Genomic DNA, 21,088 nt, shown 5'->3' on the forward strand with positions numbered 1-21,088 from the left:
CTATTTGTTTTCTCTTTCTTGTCTTTATTGAATTCTATCACTTTCTTATCTTCTCAGAATTTTCTCGCTTATTTCTTTTTCACCTGCTTTTATGTACAAAAGATATTCTCCCCGGTTACGGTTCGTAAAATCGATTTCTCGCTTCACTGTTCCCTCGGCTCTGTCTTGGCGATCACGATAAATCAACTCACCTGTAATTGTAAATATCGCATAATCTACTTGTACAGGCTCCGGCAAATAAATTTCTACCTGTAAAACCTCTTTAACCGGATTGGGGTAAAAATTATAATAAACCTCATCAATCGGATGACGGTTCTTCTTTTTCATCCCCGGAAGAACCGGATTCTCCGCCCCGGGGATCTCTCGCAAGCCTTCAGCTTCTTGTACAAGACTATCTCGTAGAGCCGTATTCACCGAGTCATTCAGATAAGTTTGTTCATTTGGAGAGCAAAAAAAACTCGCTGCAAATACCGTATCGCATCGCAACCCCGCAATTTCACTATGAATAACGGTTTCAAATACCGGATAACGATACCCGGGTGCATACCAACGAAATGTTTGGGTTTCCATTTGCAAAGTATCGGTTGCCAAACGATAACGTATGCTATCTTCCGTTACCGGATAAATTTGTTGCAAACTGTCTTTTGTTTCGGAAAAAACAACTGGGACATGCTCTTCGACAAAACGTTTTACCGTATGTGTCCGCAATACATTTCGAAGGGTATCTTTCGAAGGAAGCACCAACAATCCCGAAGCGTCAGCTCGAGTATAAACATATCCTCCTTCCTCGAGTCGCAGCTTGTCACAATACAATCCTGTCGCATGGAAATATCCTCCCAATGAATCCCCGTAAGCCATCGGGTAACGAAGTAGCAGTTCGGGTATTTTATGTCGAATAAGGGTTTCCCGATTTTCGAGACCTTGAAGAAGCAAACTATCGCCTCGGAGCCGATAATAATAAGATGTATTATGTTCCCGGGCAATTAACAAAGTATCTGAAGATCCGGTATAATACACCTCATAAGAGCCGTCTTGTACCGAAAATTCGGAGAAATCCCATAAGCAAGATTCTCCCGAACGACCCGAATCTTTATAACTGATGAATTGTTTAGTCACCTCATCTCCGGCTACTATCCTATTATTTTCATACGTGAGCTGTGCGGAGACTGGTGAAAAAAATAACAATAACCCCGCGAAACAGGCATGTTTTTTCATGGATTTATAAATATTTGTAATGAATTCAGCACAAATGTAAATAAATATATTTTATATCCAAATTTATTTTATAAAAAAATAAAGCCCATATAAAATTAATATTTAAGCAATTAGTAACACCACATCATATAACCGACTTCTATATACTGATTATCGACAGTCATATCGATATAAATACTACCTAATTTTATACAAAAAAATAACAAAATCCTATTATATTAGTTTACTACTATACTAATATAATAGGATAAATATCAAATGGATTTTCCCATAATTTTAAGACATTCCCGATAAGGAACAGAAAAGAAGGGTCTGTTGTAAAGTCCCGGATGCGGCAAAGTTAGCTGAGGTGTACTTATTATAAGGGAGTCATAGGCAAGCAAGTCGATATCGATAATACGATCATGATATACCCCCCCGACTGATTTATCGAGACGTCCCATATCTCTTTCGATCTGCTGGGTCGTCTCGAGTATCTGATAAGGAGAAAAAGACGTTTCTACACAAATGACCTGATTAATAAATGAATGGAGAGATTGAAAGCCCCACGGCTCGGAATAAAAAAGAGCAGATCGGGCGACAACAACACCCACCTGCTCTTCTATTTTGTGTATGGCTGTTATAAGATTATTTTTTTTATCGCCCAGATTAGTACCCAAACCCAAAAATAACTCTGCCATAATTATACTTTTATTCGAACCTCCTCAACGATCGAGTATCAACATTGCATCACCATAAGCTCCGAAACGATATTTTTCTTTCAAAGCGACATTATAGGCTTCGAGAACCAAATCATATCCACCGAATGCGGCAACCATCATCAGCATAGTCGATAAAGGCATATGGAAATTGCTGACCAAGCTTGTAGCAACTGTAAAATCATAGGGAGGGAAAATAAATTTATTCGTCCAACCCGAATATGCTTTCAAATGCCCGTCGGTACTCACCGTACTCTCTATCGCACGCATCACCGAAGTTCCTACTGCACAAACCTGCCGATTTTCATCTTTAGCGTTATTCACAAAATTAACCAATTCCGGAGTCACGAGCATTTGCTCCGAATCCATTTTATGTTTAGTAAGATCTTCTACATCGATCTCTCTGAAATTACCTAATCCCGAATGTAATGTAAGGAAATTATATTCGATTCCCTTTATCTCCATCCGTTTTAATAACTCACGACTAAAATGTAAACCTGCTGCCGGAGCAACGACCGCACCTTCATTTCGCGCGAATATATTCTGATAACGCTCTTCGTCTTCAGGCTCTACGGGACGATTGATATAACGAGGAAGAGGAGTTTCACCCAGTTTATACAACGCCTCTTTAAATTCGTCATGAGTGCCATCGAACAAAAACCGAAGGGTACGTCCCCGAGAGGTAGTATTATCGATTACCTCAGCTACCATAGAATCATCATCGCCGAAATACAGTTTGTTTCCGATACGAATTTTACGGGCGGGATCGACTAATACATCCCATAATCGATTTTCCTCATTCAGCTCACGTAACAGAAAAACCTCAATCTTAGCACCGGTTTTCTCCTTATTCCCATAAAGACGGGCCGGAAATACTTTCGTATCGTTAAATACAAATATGTCTTTATCATCGTAATAATCCAGTATTTCTTTAAAAATACGGTGTTCTATCTCACCCGTGTTACGATGGACGACCATCAAACGCGATTCATCTCTGTTCTTGGCCGGATAAAGAGCAATCTGCTCTTCGGGCAACTTAAATTTGAACTGCGATAACTTCATACTTTTCTTATTATTTAATTTCCTTTTTGTTCCTGTTCTTCCCGGGCAAGCATCTCCTGCCGAGCCTGTTCCATAATCTCATCGACTTGCTCTACATGATAGCAATCTCCAAGTCTTACTTCCCCCACTCTCGTACGCACGAGCGCCGTTAAATGCGCACCGCTACCCAACGCACGTCCGATATCCCGGGCCAAAGCTCTTATATAAGTGCCTTTACTACATACTACACGTATTTTTATATCAGGCAAATTTTCTTCTAATAATTCTATTTCGTCTATAACAAGCTCTTTCGCCTTCAATTCTACCTCCTCGCCATTTCGGGCAAAATCGTAAGCCCTGCGTCCATCGACTTTACAAGCTGAATATACCGGCGGTACCTGTTGAATAACTCCTACAAACGACTGCAAAATTTTCTCGATTTCTTCCCGGGAGATATGTTCAATCGGGTAAGTAGCATCTATTTCCGTTTCGAGATCGAACGACGGTGTGGTAGCCCCCAACTTTAGTGTCGCCACATATTCTTTGGTTTTATATTGGAAACTTTCGATCAGTTTAGTCGCTTTTCCCGTACATATAATCATTACGCCCGTTGCCAAAGGATCGAGAGTACCCGCATGCCCTACTTTAATCTTCTTTATTTTCAGTTTATGCATGATTTTAGCACGCACACGTTTTACCAGATTAAATGAGGTCCAGTGCAGAGGTTTATCGAAATATAATACTTCTCCTTCCAGAAAATCCATTTATCAGCCGATTTCTAATTCATACCCGAGTAACATCATTACAATAATGACACCTCCCACAATAATACGATAATAACCAAACGCTTTAAAACCATATTTGGTTACAAAACTGATAAAAAACTTTATCGCAAGTAAAGCGACTATAAAAGCGACTACATTTCCCACAATAAGCGTGGTCATATTCTCCCGCAATATCTGAACTCCATTTTCGGAACCAACCAGTTTAACCAGCTTATACGCTGTTGCTGCGAACATAGTAGGAACAGCCAAAAAAAACGAGAATTCCGCCGCATTCTTTCGGGTGAGCTTCTGCGCCATACCTCCTACGATAGTCGCCATCGAACGGGATACCCCCGGAATCATGGCAATACACTGAAAAAGACCGATTTTAAATGCTCTTTTCTTTGTTATGGTCTGATCGGCAGAAACCCGGGCAAACCACTTATCGACAAACAACATGACGATACCACCGATAACTAACATTACCGCAACTACCCCTACACTCTCGAGCATCATATCGATATAATCACTAAATAATAAACCGAAAAAAGCGGCAGGAATAAAGGCAATCAGCAATTTCCAATAAAAATCATATTTATACAGAAACCGTTTACCATAAACAACCCATTTCGAAGCACCCGTTTTGCCAATGACAGCTTCGGCATCGAATATCTTACAGGGGTTAAGCCTGAAAAAACGTTTCCAATACAACACGATTACCGACAAAATCGCTCCAAACTGTATGATCACCGTAAACGCCTTTACAAACTCACTCGAGGGAACGCCTAACAAATGCTGGGCAATAATCATATGGCCGGTAGAAGATACCGGAAGATATTCGGTCAGTCCCTCCACTATTGCGATAATAATGGTTTGAAATAAATTTAACTCCTCCATCTTGTCTTATCGGTCTATTATTTCGGTTTTCTCATGATTGCAAAAATCATGAAAACAAATCCCAGAAAAGATATTGCCGGAGCAATAACGATACGGCGCACACTAAAAATATCGGGATTGAAATGCTCAGGAGTAGAACCGGGACCGGCCATCAGAGCAAAACCAAGAATAATCATTACAAAAGCTATACCGATAAGTATAAAATTCTGTCTCCCTAAAGCAAATTTCTGAATATCCATATTTAATATGATAAAGGGTTGATATATAATAAATCTATCTTTTTTATATAGAAATTTAAATATAATAAAGTTCATCCCGGCCCATACGAATGTAACGGTTTACCGCAAAATAAGCCGATATTGCCGTCAAGACAATTCCCATCAACAATACGATGGCAAATACCCCGAGCAAGGAAGACATGGTCACCAAAGTAGAAAAATTATCTATTTCATTCATCAGGTAATAAATACAACCGCCCAGCAATGCCATAGCGATAAATGCTGCGATTATGCCGTTTACGATATTCGAAAGAATAAACGGTTTACGTATAAATCCCGGAGTGGCTCCCACCAATTTCATTGTATGTATAATAAATCGCTTCGAATAAGCGGTTAATCGTATCGTATTGCTGATAAGGGCAAAAGAAATAAGCATAAGTACCAATGCCAATACAAAAAGAATAAGACTTATACGGCGTACATTATCATTTACCTTTTGAATAAGATCTTTCTGATAAATAATATTATCGATCGCATTCGTTCCCCGACGTATACTCTTCTCGATCCACTGCAAACTGTCTGCATTAGCATAATCAGACTTCAATTTTACCTCGATCGATGCTTTCAAAGGATTCATTCCCAAAAGATCCTCCGGATTTTCACCAATTTCAATTTCCAGTTCTTTCAAAGCATCTTCTTTCGATATAAACTGAGTAGCCCTCACATAAGGTGCCGTATCGAGCTTTTTTTGAAGGCGCTTTATATGGGCTTCCTTGGCCGAGTCTTTCATCACGATCGAAAAACCGATATTTTCTTTTACAAACATAGTCAACTGGGTCGTTACGATTCCCATAAGAGCGATAACACCAAGAATAAATAAAACCAGTGAAATACTGATAGTAGAAGTAAGCCGGGCATTAAAGAATGTTATGTGTTTGCCGTTTTTCGATTCGCTCATCTTTTCTTTTATCTTTTTACCTTTATATTATTTTCGGAAATTATGATACCGAAATGCAATATACTCGTTGTAAATAACAGTATAAAATACTGTATACAAAAAAATTAAAGTCATACATTCCGGTATATACTACCTTATTCTTTTACAAAAGAACGCTTTACCCGGAATTTTATGCAAAAGAACAAATAAATTACGGATTTAAGACCTTTTATTTTAATCTTTTAACGAATTTCAGTAAATTGTTTTTCAGGATTACAATTACCTCAATTTATTTCTGTTAAAATGCGAAGCCGTAAATAACCTGAAAAAAACAAATCCCAAAACAACCAAAAAGAGTGAAAATAAATAAGCTGCAGAATAATCGGCCATTTCTGCGATACTCCCTCCCACAAGTACCCCGCAACCCAGCCCGAGGTCCCATGCCGTAAAATAAGTAGAATTAGCCGTCCCACGCTGGTTATGAGGCGCAAGATTAATAAATAGGGTCTGAAAAGAAGGACAAATAAAACCATATCCCATACCGAGCACGGCTGCAGAAAGATAAAATCCGACCGGATTTTTCAGAAATATAAACACACTGTATCCGAGAAAAAGAAAAATGACTCCGAAAGTTATAATACGGGTAATATACCCCTTGTTTAACCAACGGCCGGAAGTAAGACGCGAAAATATCAATCCGCCGGCCATCATCATAAAATATAATCCGGCACCCGACTCTATTCCTACTTCTTCTTTTCCGTAAACAGCCAAATAGGTAGAAAGTACCCCATAACTGAAAGAAAGAGGAAATAGTGCGATTACACCGGGAATTCCTTTTATCAGAAAAAAACGGTCGAGCGATAAAGGTTCTTTTACTTCCGGTTTTACTTTATCTTTTACCGGCATTTTTATCGTTGTGACACATATAAAACCCAACACACATGAAATCAACGAGATACCGAACAAATAATCATAATTATGGAATGCGTCGAGCAAATACATCGAAACCGTCGGACCTGTTGCCATTGCCAAATTACTGCTTACCCCGTAATAACCGATGCCTTCTCCCCTACGATGCGAAGGCATAATATCTATGGCTACCGTGCTGTTCGATACGGTAACCGTACCGAAAGCCAATCCGTGAGCTGCCCTTATTGCCGCAAACACAAGTACCGTACCAGCCAGTAAATAACCACCGAAAAACAAAGTAAAGGCAAAATAACAAACCAATAATAATTGTTTTCGCGAGAACGAATCGACCATATAGCCGGCAAAAGGACGTATAAGCAAAGCCGTTATCGTATATGAAGAAAGGATTACGCCTACCGTGGATTTCGACACCGAAAAATTATCCAGCAAATACATCGGTAATGCCGGTAATAAAAGATAAAAAGCGAAAAACAATAAAAAATTTCCTCCGCAAACCGCAAAAAAACTACGAGTCCAGAGACAATTGTTACTACTCATACAATTTTTGTACTTAAAAACACCGGAAAAATTTCCGGTGCCCTTTTTATGTCACAAAATCAATCTATCGGTTCACCAAGCAAGGTAGCCGAAGAAGATCCGGTAATCTTCACTCTCACAAAATCACCGATACGATAATTTTTTTTAGGGAACACGACTACTTTATTCTGCTGTGTACGGCCGAATAAGTCCTCTCTCGATCGCTTGGAATATCCTTCTACCAAAACTTCAAAAATTTTACCGACATCTCGGTGGTTGCTTTCTGCCGAAAGTTCGTTTTGCAAATCGATCATTTCCTGTAAACGACGCACCTTTACTTCTTCGGGAACATTATCAGGAAGATTTTTCGAAGCATAAGTACCAGGACGTTCTGAATATTTAAACATAAAAGAAGCATCGAAACCTACCTCTCTCATCAGAGACAACGTTTCGGCAAAATCTTCTTCAGTTTCAGAGTGAAACCCACTGAACAAATCGGTCGTAATGCCGCAATCCGGTATAATACGATGTATTGCCTCTATCCGCCCCAAATACCATTCACGAGTATATTTTCGGTTCATTAGGTTCAAGATACGACTACTGCCCGACTGTACAGGAAGATGTATATGTTTGCAAATATTCCCATATCGAGCTATTGTTTCGAGTATACCGTCTTCCATATCTTTGGGGTGCGAAGTCGTAAACCGTACCCGCATACCTTCTCCGGCAGCAATGGCAACCAGTTCAAGTAAACGAGAAAAAGTAACAATCTCACCGTTTTCCTTTTCGAAACGGAACGAATTTACATTCTGGCCTAATAACGTAACTTCTTTAAATCCGCGCGATTTCAAGTCGGCCAATTCGTTCAATATACTTTCCGGATCGCGACTTCTTTCACGTCCCCGCGTATAAGGAACAATACAATATGAACAAAAATTATTGCACCCTCGCATAATAGAGATAAATCCCGATATACGGTTACCACCAATACGTGAAGGTATAATTTCACGATAAGTCTCGGTTACCGACAAATTTACATTCATCGCTTTTTCTCCCCGTTCTACAGCCGCAACCAAATTAGGCAGATCGAGATATGCATCGGGGCCTACGACCAGATCGACCTGGTGCTCTTTTATCAACGTATCCTTTACACGTTCGGCCATACAACCGAGAACTCCCACAATCAACGCCTTTTTTCTTTTTCGCAAAGCATTAAAATACAGCAAACGAGAAAATATTTTCTGTTCTGCATTATCCCGTATAGAACAGGTATTTACAAAAACAGCATCTGCCTCGTCAATCGACGAACATAATTCGTAGCCCTGCATTTTCATTACAGAAGCTACAACTTCACTATCAGCTACATTCATCTGACAACCATAGGTCTCGATAAATAATTTTTTGTCTCCGTTTCCGGTCGCAGATTTTAAGTCTACTCCTGTGAAATCTTTCATTTGTAAATTATTTTATGTATAAAAATTATATTATGCAAAAATTTAATGCCAAAAACTATCAAAAAGCAACAATATATTTGAGTCTTAATAATTTACTCTTATTTTTGCACGGTAAACATTATGAAAATTTTTCATAGTTAAGGTTTAGGTTAAACCGGATAAGGGTAGTTGTGAAACTACCCTTATCTATTTTTAATTCAGTAGGTTTGATTATACGTGAATAATTCGTACATTTGGGGTACAAAAATACAAAAAGCATATGAATCTCTGGATCATATTAATTATTATTTTATTTTTCGTTATACGATCGGTTATTAAAGCCAACGAACAAGTAAAGAAAAATCAGAATGCACAAATTCCTGAAGAACAAAACGTAAACCCGGAGAAAGAAATTACCTGGGAAGATATTTTTATGCCTCAAGAGAAAAAGCAGCCACAGCCTATACCCATCTTATCCGAAGAAAAAAAAAGAAAGAAGGAAATAAAAAAAGAAATACCCGAAGAAGTAGCTAACGCCAAAGAAATAGAAATGGTTCCCAACCTCGATTACGATAATGAAGAGAATTCTTCCGGGTGGTTTAAAGATACCGAGGACTTACAACGGGCAGTTATAAATTCCGAAGTATTATCCCGTAAATTTCAGATATAAAACGACTTTTATTTATTCAAGATACTCTTTTTGAAGATAATTAATTAATTTCGTCGCGAAATTAATTCTAACGCCTAATAAAATACACAGAAACTATGTCTTTAAAGTTTATTTCAGCGGAGGAAGCCGCTTCTCATATTCATAATAACGATACCGTTGGATTTAGCGGATTTACGGCAGCCGGCACTCCGAAAGTTGTAGCTCCCGAAATCGCCCAAAAAGCAGAAAAAGAACACGAAGCAGGCCGCCCGTTCCGGATTAATGTCTTTACCGGTGCATCTACCAACGACTTTGTAGACGGAACTTTATCAAGAGCAAAAGCTGTTTACAAACGTACTCCATACCAGTCATGTAAAGACATGCGCAATTCGATAAATAATAACGAGACCTCATATTTCGACGTTCATCTCTCGGAAATGGCACAAAATACACGGTATGGGTTTTATGGTAAAATAAATACAGCAATTATAGAAGCGGCTGATGTGACCGAACAAGGAGAAATCGTTCTTGGAATCGGAGTAGGTGCATCACCCACTTTCTGCGATATGGCTGATAAAATTATTATAGAACTCAATCATCATAACCCCAAATCGCTGAGAGGTTTCCATGATCTGTATCAGCCACTTAATCCGCCTCATCGTAGAGAAATACCTATTTATAAACCAAGTGATCGCATTGGAAGCGAAATTTTAAAAGTCGATCCGAAGAAAATTGTGGGTATCGTAGAAAGCGACCTTTATGATAATGTAAAAGAGTTTTCTCCGGTAGATGAAGTCACCGAAAAAATAGGAGAAAATGTTTGTAATTTTCTTGCCTCACAACATAAGTCAGGCCTTATTCCTCGCGAATTTCTTCCTCTTCAGTCGGGTGTAGGAAATGTTGCAAATGCAGTATTGAGCGGATTAGGAAACAATCCCGATATACCGGCATTCGAAATGTATACCGAAGTCGTACAGGATTCTGTTATCGGCCTGATGAAAGAAGGCAAATGTAAATTTGCCAGCTGCTGTTCTCTCACAATCAGTAATAAGTTGGTCGATGAAGTATTTGCCGATCTCGATTTCTTCCGTAATAAACTGGTCATCCGCCCCGGAGAAATCAGTAATCATCCCGAAATCGTACGCCGTTTGGGTATTATTACGATTAATACAGCTCTCGAAGCCGATATCTTCGGTAATGTAAACAGTACACATGTTACCGGAACAAAAATGATGAACGGTATCGGAGGCTCGGGAGACTTCACCCGTAACGCCTATCTTTCAATCTTTACCTGTCCCTCTGTTGCAAAAAATGGGAAGATAAGCGCGATCGTTCCTATGGTCTCACACCTCGACCACAGTGAGCACTCGGTGGATATTATCATTACAGAACAAGGTATTGCCGACCTTCGGGGAAAATCTCCGATTGAAAGAGCTCAAACTATTATCGATAATTGTGCTCACCCCATGTATAAAGGATTATTACGGGATTATCTGAAACTTTCTGCAACTAAAACCCACACGCCTCACACGCTAAGTGCTTGCTTCGGGTTCCACAACGAATTTATCAAATCGGGAGATATGGCATTGACTAACTGGAGTGACTACATCAAATAAGTTTTACGATCATACTATAAAAACAAGCGGCATTAAAATATATTTTAATGCCGCTTGTTTTTATATATCCCTCCTGAAATAACGATTATTGACCAAGAGGAGTTTCCACATCGACACTATATCCCGAAGCGGGAGCCTCGGTGGCTTCGTCATACGTTACATTTTCATGATAAATGACGCCTCCGTTACCTTTTCCCGAAGTACCGCTATTGGTTTTCATACGTTCACCGCAGAAAGCAATATCCCAGTCATTACGAGACGCCCACTGACGATCTTCTTCTTCCGAATCGAACGCACTATAACCGACAATACTCCCTTTTACAAACGAAAAATAGGTCCACTTCGATTCATCCGCCAACGGCAAAGTCACCATATTTTCAATGGCCACTTTATCACCTGAGCCATCATTATCATCGTTACAAGCCGATAACAAACATACAGCAAAAATAATAAATATCCATTTTTTCATATTCTTACCTCCTTAAATTACGGCTTCCATCACCCTGATAGAAATAACGGAAAGTCGCTTTTCCCGTATTCTTATCATATCCTGTAAATTGTACTTTTACATAGCGGCCATCGGCTGTTTTCATAAAGAAAATGCCCGACTTCACTTTTTGAGTTTCTTTATCCTTCCATTGTTCGGGACTACAAGATACCGAAGTTCGGGGAGCTGTAGTGGCAACCGTCAATTTAGTCGCTCCTTTTATAACCGTTCCTTCCGCATTTTCACAAACAAATTCTTTAGGATTTTCACTTCCAGACCTGTAATCGACTACCGAGAAATGTTCTATCATACCACTTCCTTTTTCTCCGTTAACGATCTGCCTTACCTCAAGAAAATATTTCGGTTTCTTAAACGATTCCATACGAGGCAGCATATCGGTAAAATTCAATGCAACCTCCATTTCATTTGCATTAGCAAGATATGCATATCCTTGCATGGGAAAATCGCCTCCCTGCCGGCTCATTATATCTACCGCCATAGAATATTCAGGCACGTCGGCGTCCTCTCCATCTGCCACTCCGAGAGTAAAACTAAGATCGTTTCTCGATGTATAATTCAATTTTACTTTAAATACAATCTTAGGCTCGTGTATTTCAGGAGTCATACAGGTAGCCGTAGCATCGCTTTCGGAAAGACCGCCATTCTCAACCGGATCGAGGAAAAATTTAAATGGGAAATATGATTTTCCCTGATCTCCCCACCAGGTTCCCCAAGAATTTACAAAAATAAAAGCACCTTTTTCATCTTCTTGTATCGCACCGTCTCCATTTAGATCGAAACTCACTGTACGATCATATCCTACAATTGTCAATGCGTGAGCTCCGTCATCGGGTAAGCGATCGATATATTTTTTTATACCGGTAACCGAAGTGCCGGTATAAGTTGCCGGCGTAAAATTTGCTGCCTTACACGAAAAAGTCACAACTCCACCCGAAGAACTTCCATCTCCCCGGTCATACAAATAGCGCATTACTTGTTCTATCCCTTCTTTTGTTTTCATCGGAATCTTCGAAATGCTTTTCGTTCGGTAATGCATTGCCCTTAAATATTTATCGTAACCCGATTGCCACCTTTTATCAGCACTAATATCCGGCATATCGGCAAGCGTCATCGCCCCGTTTTTTTTAGTCAGGTTAAGTCCCATTTCGGGAAAACTCCCTTCGTCCTTCCCGTCATTTAAAAAATTCCAAGTATAAAAATAACTGAATATCTGGTTATTATCTACTACTTCCCGATCGAGGAGCCGATTTATCTCATAAGTAAACATATATCGAATACCCGAAGCCTGTGAACAAGAATTACCCTGTTGGGAAAAAACAGGAGGAAAATATTTTTTCAACGAATTATCTACACCATCGGGCAAATCGACTGCACGGGACAAACCGCCTCTCCATACCGGAACAGCATCCAATACGGCCTTTTCAGCCGCATTGGGAACTTTTACCGGATATACAGGATGTTGTTGCGCTTGTACGGAGAAAACCGCCGCAAAAAGTAAAACAAACCATCCAGCATTTTTATTTAAATATTTTTTCTTTTTCATCTCTTACCTCATCAATGACCCGTCAAACGGTTATACGTCTTCAAGGCTTCATTTCTTATTGCTTCAGAATAACTATTATTTTTACTCATACTCAGTGCCACCTTAGCAATTTCAGGAGCCTGATAAGAATAATTATACCATCCGAGAGCTTCGAGAAGGTTTACCTGAATTTCTTCATCATTTGCACTCTGTACGTAAGCCAGTAATTCGGGAACACAATAATGTACCGTATAATTCCTCAACGATCTTATATCCTGTAACCGAGTTTTCCGCTTTGTATCTTTTGCAACGATTTCTTCAGCATTTTTAGCCCACCGACCTCCTTGCACCTCGATAGAATGCCTGATAGCTTTCCTCACCCCATCCTTGTCGCTGTATTGTGTAGTTTTGGCGAACTGACGATCGAATTCATCCAGCAACTTTTTCTTATCATAAAGCGCCATCGCTTGTTTCACACTAAACTCGATTCTTTCGGCTGTATTATTCCGGATCATAGTACGTACAATAGCCGGTATCAGACGTTCGTCTCCAGATTTTGCAATAAAATTCATTGCAAAACGCTGTACCATCTCATAACTATCATCCATTGCCAAATCGAGACACTGAATAAAATTATCATCATTTATTTCAGACAAACTTACCAAACATTGTACCCTTACAATATCATCGGAACTGTTTTTAAAAATATCGAGCAAACGAGCCGAAGTCATCTTCCCCGATTGCATCAGTTTTTCTATCGCCATACTGCGTACAGCAGGATAAGGACTATTCTTTAATTGTTTTTCCCAAAATGAAGAAGAGGCGTTTACCAAAGCATCATTTATATCGAATACCTTTACAGCCGGGGTAAACGAAAATGTGGGATCCCCAATAAGATGAGATTCGAGATAGGGATTATATTTTACCATATTCCCCACACGCATTCCAAGACCTACCAAACCGGCATAACGATCTATCCATTTATCTTGCAGTACATTTACACTATTTGCCGTAGCAGCGACCGTTTCTCCGTCACTGAAAATATAAGCATTGGCAATACTGTTATCAAGATGGAACGAACCATTGAAACATGCATCGAATATTACAAAACGTACATTCGGGTTATAGTTATAGATTTTAAAATCTGCCAGATAGAGGTCGAGATTATCGATATGTAAAGAATCGGCACGTTTTACTTTCGGATCAAAAGCTCCTGAAAACCAACTATCAGGCACATCGAAACGATTTTTAAGCACTACCTGTATACTATCAACGCTTTTTCCTCTTTCCTTAGCATGGCGAAGCGATTCACGCAAATATATTTTTATAGATTCTATCTCCTCTTTTGTACCATGAGGCAGTGGCAGGTTATTGAGATATTGAATATCTTTATCTCCATGATGATGCAAAACAGCCAAATCGAGATCGGGCCGTTGCAATTCGTTCATTAATCTGAATTTAACATATTTATCACGTAGATGATCGATATATTCAATTCCGTTTTTCTGCTGTTTCAACCAAGGAAAATTCTCGAGAATAGCTATTTTTTCATCGATACGGGCCATCATCGATTCCGAAATATAACCATGACCGCTGAAATACATCATTTGATCGAGTACATTTCCAGAAACTTTTTGTGCCACCGCTTTACGCAGGTAACGACGTAATTTTTCGTAACGCGAAGTACCGTCAGAATCTCCCGGTTTTATACGTCCGGTATAAATCTCGGGAGAAAGGTGTTGAGACGACTCGGGAGTGAGTGAATAATAAAAATAAAGAGGTTCGTCATTATCTCGGTCGATATATTTGAATTGCAGATCGAAATCATCGTAAAACCGATCGGAAGGAACCGATGATAATTTACGATCGAATGTTTCCTGATTCATTTTAAAAGCACTCGTCATATGTTGCGCATCTCTTACCATAGCAATAGGAATATCACCTACAAAAACGGCTCCTTCTATCGGATAATCTTTTTGCTTATACATAGAAATCAAACAGGCTCGTATCGAATCGGGAACCCCCCATTTATCTTCCACAATAAATGTTTTCAAGCCCGAGTTTTCGATAGAATGCGCATAGGCATCTACTTCAGTACGAGCTTCAGCATAACTTTTAGGATCGATCACAATCGCAAAACCATGCTGTTTTGCCAGCAAAGCTGCAGGTATCATAGATAAAAAGGCGATCAACGCCATATATCTTCCAAAGACTTTTCTCATTCTCTATTCTATATTAAAATTGTTGTTGTTTAAAATATAAAGTTCACGCCTGCATTTACATGACTTCGGTTAGCGTTCTTCAAAGGCTCATATTCACTCGAGAGACAAGTAATATAACCTCCTCTGGCAAACATTCCCAGATAGGATGTAAAACCCTTAAAAGGCAACGGTAATCTTACATTGAGTTCTCCTCCTGCACCCACAGCTGAAGCAGTCGTATAACCCCACATGGGTAGAGTAAATTCATTATAAATACGTAAATCCCGGGTATCGAGATCAGCAGATAGCTTATTACGGTAATTGCCATAAAGCGAAACCGTAAATACACTTTTTTTGATATTAAAATGTTTAGCTATATCGGCTTTCACATTCATATAGCTGTGATTTGCCGTATAATCTTCAGGATAATTATGTGTTTCAGTCTTTCCGTATCCGAGAGTAACCGACCAGGTAAGAGTAGGCGTTTCGCCCCTCATTATATCCATACGATAGCCTAAACGAGCTGTCATGGTTTTTTCTTTATGTTTTATTTCACTCGACATAACCTCCCAATAACCTTCCCCGGTATCGCTATTCATTTGCTTTTGATTATACCAAGTTCCTTTCGAATCGGAATATAGGGCATCGAGTGTTATATTGTGGTACAACCGTTCGCTTCTTACCTGAAAACGTTCAGTTACAAAAAAAGTCGAATTGTTGTATTTTCCTCCTAAAAATTTATCTGATTTTCCTCCATCGATGGCTTCTTCCTGATTGCGATCGATACCGGCCTCGATCATATTCGAGATAAAGCCGTTTGCAAATACCGCTTGTAAAGCACCATTGTAAGCCCGTCCTTTATATTGACGACTGTAAGATACTCCGGTACGACCCAAATAAGTTCCCAATCCACTAAAAAGAAAAAATGTATAATTTTTCTCGGTACGTACACAAGTATAATCTGTTTGTTCGTTCATCATTCTGTATTCTCCCGAAATACCTAATTCCCAATAACGACTCAATGCAAACGTAAGCCCTGGATTGATGCGAAATTTCATCGCTTTCGTATCGGGACGCGGGTCGGTCTGGTCAGCCGAACTCCCTACTTCATAAAATGCGCGTAATCCGAGTTTCACCATCGGGGATATCTCATATGCAAATCCCCCATTAAGGCTGAATCTTTCTACATTATAACGACTCGCCACAGAGTCGGCGAGAATAAACGGATTAGACGGAGCGATAAATAATGTCGTATTCCACGATTTATCACGCTGCACATCATTATAATAAGAGATACCTCCTTCAAAAGAAATTCGGTTAAATTTTTTAATTCCCCACATCGAAACATCGAATCCTGTCTCTTTACCGGTCTGATCCTTTGCTCTGAAATCACCATCTTCAAAATGATATTTTATACCGATATCGGCAATCGAAAGAAAGGGTGCATGAGAGATCGCTACCGGATTGGTGCTTCCCGAATATATATTCCCCAGATACAAAGCATCCCGGTAATAAGGATAAGTACTTTTTTCCTGAGCAAATACCATCAGGGAAAACATCGACACAAGGATAACCGATTTTATTTTTAGCAACATAATCTTTTCTTTAAATAAACAAGTAATTAAGAAAAGCTGAATAAAAGTATTCTGTTTTTAATAAAAGAAAAGTGTGGCGTCGAAATAACTTCCGCCACCATCACTTTTCCACCATAAATATTATTCATCAACGGTTGTCGGTTGAACACCCGGAGTAGGAGTCTGATCGATAAGGAAATCTACCGATGAGTTGTTCGTATCTTTATATTTTACACGTCCGTTTTCGATAGAAACCACTTTACGACGTATGCTTTTTCCGGTAAATGAACCGGGAGTTTTTACTATACCGGCATCATCCACATTCAGAATATGCTTGTAATTTACAGCATCTGATCCATCTACGATATCGATAGCGTCCAAAACATATTTACTCGGAATCATGATATATAAATCGCTCCGGCCAGTTGTCGGTTCAGCCATGAAGTTACTTTCATCAGCAGCAAAATCTGCAGGAGTGGTCCCCTCCGGTAATTTAGCGATAATAAGAGGATTTATAAACAGGCCCATAGCAAAATCTTTCTGAGCCAGACCATTCCCATAGATTACATCGAGATTCTTCACGTTTTCATTATCGGTATCCCCTTTTCCGGGTACAAAAGTTTCCCAGTCGGCATTGCTCAGATCAACCGGAGAGTTAGGGTTTTGTGCATGATGATTTACGGCATTCTGTGCAACTACAACACTTTTACCGGGTTCCAGCGGATAGCTCTGGCCTGTTCCGGGGAAAGCCATCAGATAATTGTAAATAGGATAGCGATCTAACAGATTGCCTTGGCCATCGACCCATAGAGAAGGTTGATTGGCTACAGCTGTTTTAGAATTCATGTACATTACCACACCGATCATTACATTATCGAGGTATTGTACTTTATCTGAATTATTATATATTTCGATAAATTGATCGGTTACATAATAAGGTGGCAGAGGAGCTCCCGAATAATATACTTCTTTAATAATCAATCCGCTCGAAACCGCAGAAACCATATCGATAGAAATATTGGTATCGGCATACACCCCAACCTGGTCTTTCGATCCGTTAATAGCAAATTTACCGGCTGAACCCGAAGCCATTATATTATATTCTCCGCCGGCCAGCGTAAATTCAGCTTTGTTATTTGCGACATCCGCAATAAGTTCTTCTTGAGTCGACTGGTTTTTAACAGTTACTTTCAAGTCGGTTACATCAGCTGCGTTTATATCCGAAGGCAGATTTACCGTTACCGTTAATTTATATTTTACCGCCGCTTTATTATCATCGTCGGAACAAGACACCACCAAGACTACTGCCAGCAGTGTCAAAATAGAAATTATACTTTTTCTCATCGGTTAAAAATTTAATTATTAGAATTTGATTTATATTTTTATTTTTATTTCCGCACCGAAATACAAATCGGTATACATTTGTCGGTATCCGTCTCGTGTTTTATACTTCACGAGCTTCGAACTTTTCAGGAAGTTATTGGCTGTAAAAGACAACTCAAGTAATTTTCCGAATTCTTTCGTAAGACGAAAGTTAAACATAACGTATGGAGAAAATTTTTCTTTATCGTAATACTTCAGATTACTGTATCCCGATATCATTTGTTTTCCAACCGAAGATGAAGCCAATTGATCATTCCAGGGGATAAAATCATTTTTTCTATCGGTATAACCCAGCGGATTTACCTGCAAACGTTCTTCCATTTTTCCACCGTTATCTACGACAGCATGATAAAATAGGTCGTTTCCGTCTTTATCTTTATAAATATTTTGAACACTCTCGCTCCACACAACCTGAGCTGTTGTCGTAAAAATCATTTTCAATCGGGGAATATGAGTAATAAATCTGAAGTTGGTATTAATTCGCTGATTTATACTACCGCTTCCGGCAGGCATCAATACAGCATATTGCTGGCGGACATTATTTATACTCGTCTCCATAATAGAATAGCTGTTCTCCATATTCTGTCGTTTAATATAAAACCAGGCCCCATCTACAATCAGGCTGGTACGTATATAAGGAATCTGACCGAAATCGAAACTATATTCTATACCTCGTTTTATCGTACGTATGCTGTTCGAAGGACGAGCATAAGAAAACATTGTCGTATCTACTACCGAAGGTGCTATTTGTGTATGCCCCGAAGCATCGATGTAACTCAATACACCATCATTATAAACAGGTAAAGTACCACCTTGAGGAATCGTATATTTATTAAACAACATATTATAGGGCAAAGACCTGAAAGAAAATTCGTTATCATGCTTTTCATAAAAGAAGGTAACATTTCCCTTAACACGACCGATCATTCCGGCAAGGCCTCCTTCCACTTTTTGAGACCGAGCTGGTTTCAAATCAGGGTTTGCTGTATTTTTGATAACCTTTGTAGATATAATCGCCATCGACTGAGAAGGATCATTCGGATTATAACGGTTAAGTCCCACTTCATCGAAATATGCACTGTTTGGATACAGATACATTAAAGTAGGTGCTTTAGAGGAAATACCATATCCTCCTACAATACTCAAATCTTTAAATAACCGGTTATTAGATTGGTTGAGCAACTGATAACTCACATTTACCCGAGGCTCTACAATCCAGATATTGTTCTGTAATGACAACGGATCGAGAAACAAGTTCGAAAAACGTACTCCACCCTGCACAGTCAGCATTGTTTTACCCAGTTTAGCCTCGGTTCTGTCTTCTATAAAATACGAAAGAGTTTTCATAGAAGGTACGTCTTTATATGCCCTGGGACGAATAGAATTTCCCGAACCGGCAGATATAGGATAACCGGGTAGATAAGACATTCCGTTTCCATTATTATCTGTCAAATTGAAATCCACTCCGACTTTTATATTTGTATAATTATCGCTGGAGAACTGAAATAATTTGTTTCCTTTTAGTTGTGCATATATTTCGAGAGGCTTTCCATCGATTGTATATTCTGTCGTATAATTTCCTTGAAGAAAATTTCCTACATATTCTTTATCAACGTAGGAATCACCGAAAGGCATCATTGCCGTACCTAAAGTTACCTGCAGCCGCGAAAAATCCTTTAAATGGCTGTACTGAGCCATCGCGCTGTACGAAAGATTAGATATCCATGGTAAATTCAAACGCCAGTTACCCTCTATATTGAGTCGGAAACTGGTATTTTCATTTTTCAGACTTTCATCTTCGTACATCTGAGGATCTTTCTTTACACTGTTGATATTACGGTAATACATCGCTCTTACATTAAATGTAAGGGGTTTCGTATTTTCCATAAATGTCTTCGAATATCCCAGATTTGCCGTTATACGATCGTAACCCTGATAGTGTTTACGAATATCGGCATACGATTGCGAATAATCGGCAGCAATATTCATCGCTCCTCCTTTACCCGGTAAAAGAAATCCTTTTCCGGCATATACCATTTTCGAAAAAGGGTCGACCTTTACTTTCGCTTCCCAGGGAGTTACCCCCGATTTAGTCTTTATTACCAAAACTCCCGAAGTAAGATTTCCATATTCTGCTGAAGGTATTCCACGGATTACTTCTATCGATTCGATATTATCCGGCGACAGCGTACGCAAATCGATACCGCGACCACCTGTTGTTTGATCGGACATCCCATTCATTCGTTGACCCGATTTAGAACCCGAAACAGCTGTAGACATCGATTGCATGTTACCGTCGTTAGACATCGGCGCGCCATCGACCATAACCGCTACACCCAACGAATTATTATCGTTGGCCGAAATTTCACGTACACTTGCTTGCCCCAAATTACTTAAATTGGGATTTTTAGTCAGATTCCCGGGTAAAAGCTGCAGCATATCTTCAATGCTTTTGGGCTGTAAATGCTGGATAGCCGTCTGATCTATTTTCGAAGCAGAACCCATCTTCTGTTCTTGAGCTGTTACCACGACTTCATTAAGACCCAAACTGAGCGGGTCCATCTTTATCACAAGATTATTTATATTTTTACGTACGATAAGTGTATCTACGTATTTCTGATATCCGAGGTACGAAACTTCATATACATATTTACCTGCTTTTATCGCGGGAATAACGAATTTTCCTTTTTCATTGGCAGTCGCCCACATATTATTTCCTTTTATTATAAGGGTTGCCATGTCGAGCGGTTGGTTATCGGCTTTACTCAATATATGACCTTCCACCTTATACGTATCCGAAGTCGTATTTCGTTGTGCCTGCACAGAAAATGTCAATAATATAACCGACATTAGCACCAAAAAATATCGAAAGTATTTCATCAGCAACTTATTCATCACCATTATATATAAAATATATTAAGTAAATATTCCAATGCTTTCTCGTTTTTACAAAAAATTCAATTACCTGATTATTAACACCACATCA

At 39.2% G+C, this 21,088-nt stretch carries 17 protein-coding genes; 2 read left to right on the forward strand and 15 right to left on the reverse strand.

Annotated elements, in window-relative coordinates:
• Nucleotides 1-45: 45 nt before the first annotated feature.
• The 9 genes from NMU02_RS00210 to miaB form a co-directional block, all read right to left on the reverse strand.
• Nucleotides 46-1,215, reverse strand: a complete 1,170-nt coding sequence (locus NMU02_RS00210) for a T9SS type A sorting domain-containing protein (RefSeq protein WP_255025001.1) — start codon at nucleotides 1,213-1,215, stop codon at nucleotides 46-48.
• A 254-nt stretch (nucleotides 1,216-1,469) separates the two neighbouring features.
• The gene (gene folK / locus NMU02_RS00215; RefSeq protein ID WP_255025010.1) at nucleotides 1,470-1,895 is read right to left on the reverse strand and encodes a 2-amino-4-hydroxy-6-hydroxymethyldihydropteridine diphosphokinase; all 426 of its coding nucleotides are present in this window, start codon (nucleotides 1,893-1,895) and stop codon (nucleotides 1,470-1,472) included.
• 24 nt (nucleotides 1,896-1,919) lie between these two features.
• On the reverse strand, nucleotides 1,920-2,975 hold the full coding sequence (gene queA / locus NMU02_RS00220) for a tRNA preQ1(34) S-adenosylmethionine ribosyltransferase-isomerase QueA (protein ID WP_255025012.1): 1,056 nt from the start codon (nucleotides 2,973-2,975) through the stop codon (nucleotides 1,920-1,922).
• Between the two features lie 14 nt (nucleotides 2,976-2,989).
• The gene (gene truB, locus NMU02_RS00225) at nucleotides 2,990-3,718 is read right to left on the reverse strand and encodes a tRNA pseudouridine(55) synthase TruB (RefSeq protein ID WP_255025013.1); all 729 of its coding nucleotides are present in this window, start codon (nucleotides 3,716-3,718) and stop codon (nucleotides 2,990-2,992) included.
• Nucleotides 3,719-3,721: 3 nt separating this feature from the next.
• Nucleotides 3,722-4,615 carry an undecaprenyl-diphosphate phosphatase gene (locus tag NMU02_RS00230; protein WP_255025015.1) on the reverse strand — a complete coding sequence of 298 codons (894 nt, stop codon included), beginning with the start codon at nucleotides 4,613-4,615 and terminating at the stop codon, nucleotides 3,722-3,724.
• Nucleotides 4,616-4,632: 17 nt separating this feature from the next.
• Nucleotides 4,633-4,854, reverse strand: coding sequence for a DUF3098 domain-containing protein (locus NMU02_RS00235; RefSeq protein WP_255025017.1), 222 nt, complete (start codon nucleotides 4,852-4,854; stop codon nucleotides 4,633-4,635).
• Between the two features lie 55 nt (nucleotides 4,855-4,909).
• On the reverse strand, nucleotides 4,910-5,791 hold the full coding sequence (locus NMU02_RS00240; protein WP_255025018.1) for a cell division protein FtsX: 882 nt from the start codon (nucleotides 5,789-5,791) through the stop codon (nucleotides 4,910-4,912).
• Nucleotides 5,792-6,049: 258 nt separating this feature from the next.
• Nucleotides 6,050-7,237, reverse strand: coding sequence for an MFS transporter (locus tag NMU02_RS00245; protein WP_255025020.1), 1,188 nt, complete (start codon nucleotides 7,235-7,237; stop codon nucleotides 6,050-6,052).
• Nucleotides 7,238-7,296: 59 nt separating this feature from the next.
• Nucleotides 7,297-8,670, reverse strand: a complete 1,374-nt coding sequence (gene miaB, locus NMU02_RS00250; protein ID WP_255025022.1) for a tRNA (N6-isopentenyl adenosine(37)-C2)-methylthiotransferase MiaB — start codon at nucleotides 8,668-8,670, stop codon at nucleotides 7,297-7,299.
• Between the two features lie 259 nt (nucleotides 8,671-8,929).
• Between miaB and NMU02_RS00255 the strand changes: the two genes are divergently transcribed.
• Nucleotides 8,930-9,319, forward strand: a complete 390-nt coding sequence (locus NMU02_RS00255; RefSeq protein ID WP_255025024.1) for a hypothetical protein — start codon at nucleotides 8,930-8,932, stop codon at nucleotides 9,317-9,319.
• Between the two features lie 95 nt (nucleotides 9,320-9,414).
• Nucleotides 9,415-10,914, forward strand: coding sequence for a butyryl-CoA:acetate CoA transferase (locus NMU02_RS00260; protein ID WP_255025026.1), 1,500 nt, complete (start codon nucleotides 9,415-9,417; stop codon nucleotides 10,912-10,914).
• 85 nt (nucleotides 10,915-10,999) lie between these two features.
• Here NMU02_RS00260 and NMU02_RS00265 read toward each other — a convergent pair whose 3' ends face one another.
• The 6 genes from NMU02_RS00265 to NMU02_RS00290 form a co-directional block, all read right to left on the reverse strand.
• Nucleotides 11,000-11,383, reverse strand: coding sequence for an HmuY family protein (locus tag NMU02_RS00265; protein ID WP_255025027.1), 384 nt, complete (start codon nucleotides 11,381-11,383; stop codon nucleotides 11,000-11,002).
• Between the two features lie 4 nt (nucleotides 11,384-11,387).
• Nucleotides 11,388-12,965 (reverse strand): hypothetical protein, encoded by a 1,578-nt coding sequence (locus NMU02_RS00270; RefSeq protein WP_255025028.1) that lies wholly within the window; start codon nucleotides 12,963-12,965, stop codon nucleotides 11,388-11,390.
• Nucleotides 12,966-12,976: 11 nt separating this feature from the next.
• Nucleotides 12,977-15,166: a HEAT repeat domain-containing protein gene (locus tag NMU02_RS00275; protein ID WP_255025029.1), complete on the reverse strand. Its 2,190-nt coding sequence runs from the start codon at nucleotides 15,164-15,166 to the stop codon at nucleotides 12,977-12,979.
• A 29-nt stretch (nucleotides 15,167-15,195) separates the two neighbouring features.
• Complete coding sequence (locus NMU02_RS00280) at nucleotides 15,196-16,740, reverse strand: DUF6850 family outer membrane beta-barrel protein (protein ID WP_255025030.1); 1,545 nt, start codon at nucleotides 16,738-16,740, stop codon at nucleotides 15,196-15,198.
• Between the two features lie 120 nt (nucleotides 16,741-16,860).
• Nucleotides 16,861-18,063, reverse strand: a complete 1,203-nt coding sequence (locus NMU02_RS00285; RefSeq protein WP_255025031.1) for a DUF4876 domain-containing protein — start codon at nucleotides 18,061-18,063, stop codon at nucleotides 16,861-16,863.
• A 30-nt stretch (nucleotides 18,064-18,093) separates the two neighbouring features.
• Nucleotides 18,094-20,982, reverse strand: coding sequence for a TonB-dependent receptor (locus NMU02_RS00290; protein WP_255025032.1), 2,889 nt, complete (start codon nucleotides 20,980-20,982; stop codon nucleotides 18,094-18,096).
• Nucleotides 20,983-21,088 lie beyond the last annotated feature (106 nt).

Origin of the sequence: Coprobacter tertius (genome assembly GCF_024330105.1) — a bacterium.
In the GTDB taxonomy this organism is placed as follows: domain Bacteria; phylum Bacteroidota; class Bacteroidia; order Bacteroidales; family Coprobacteraceae; genus Coprobacter; species Coprobacter tertius.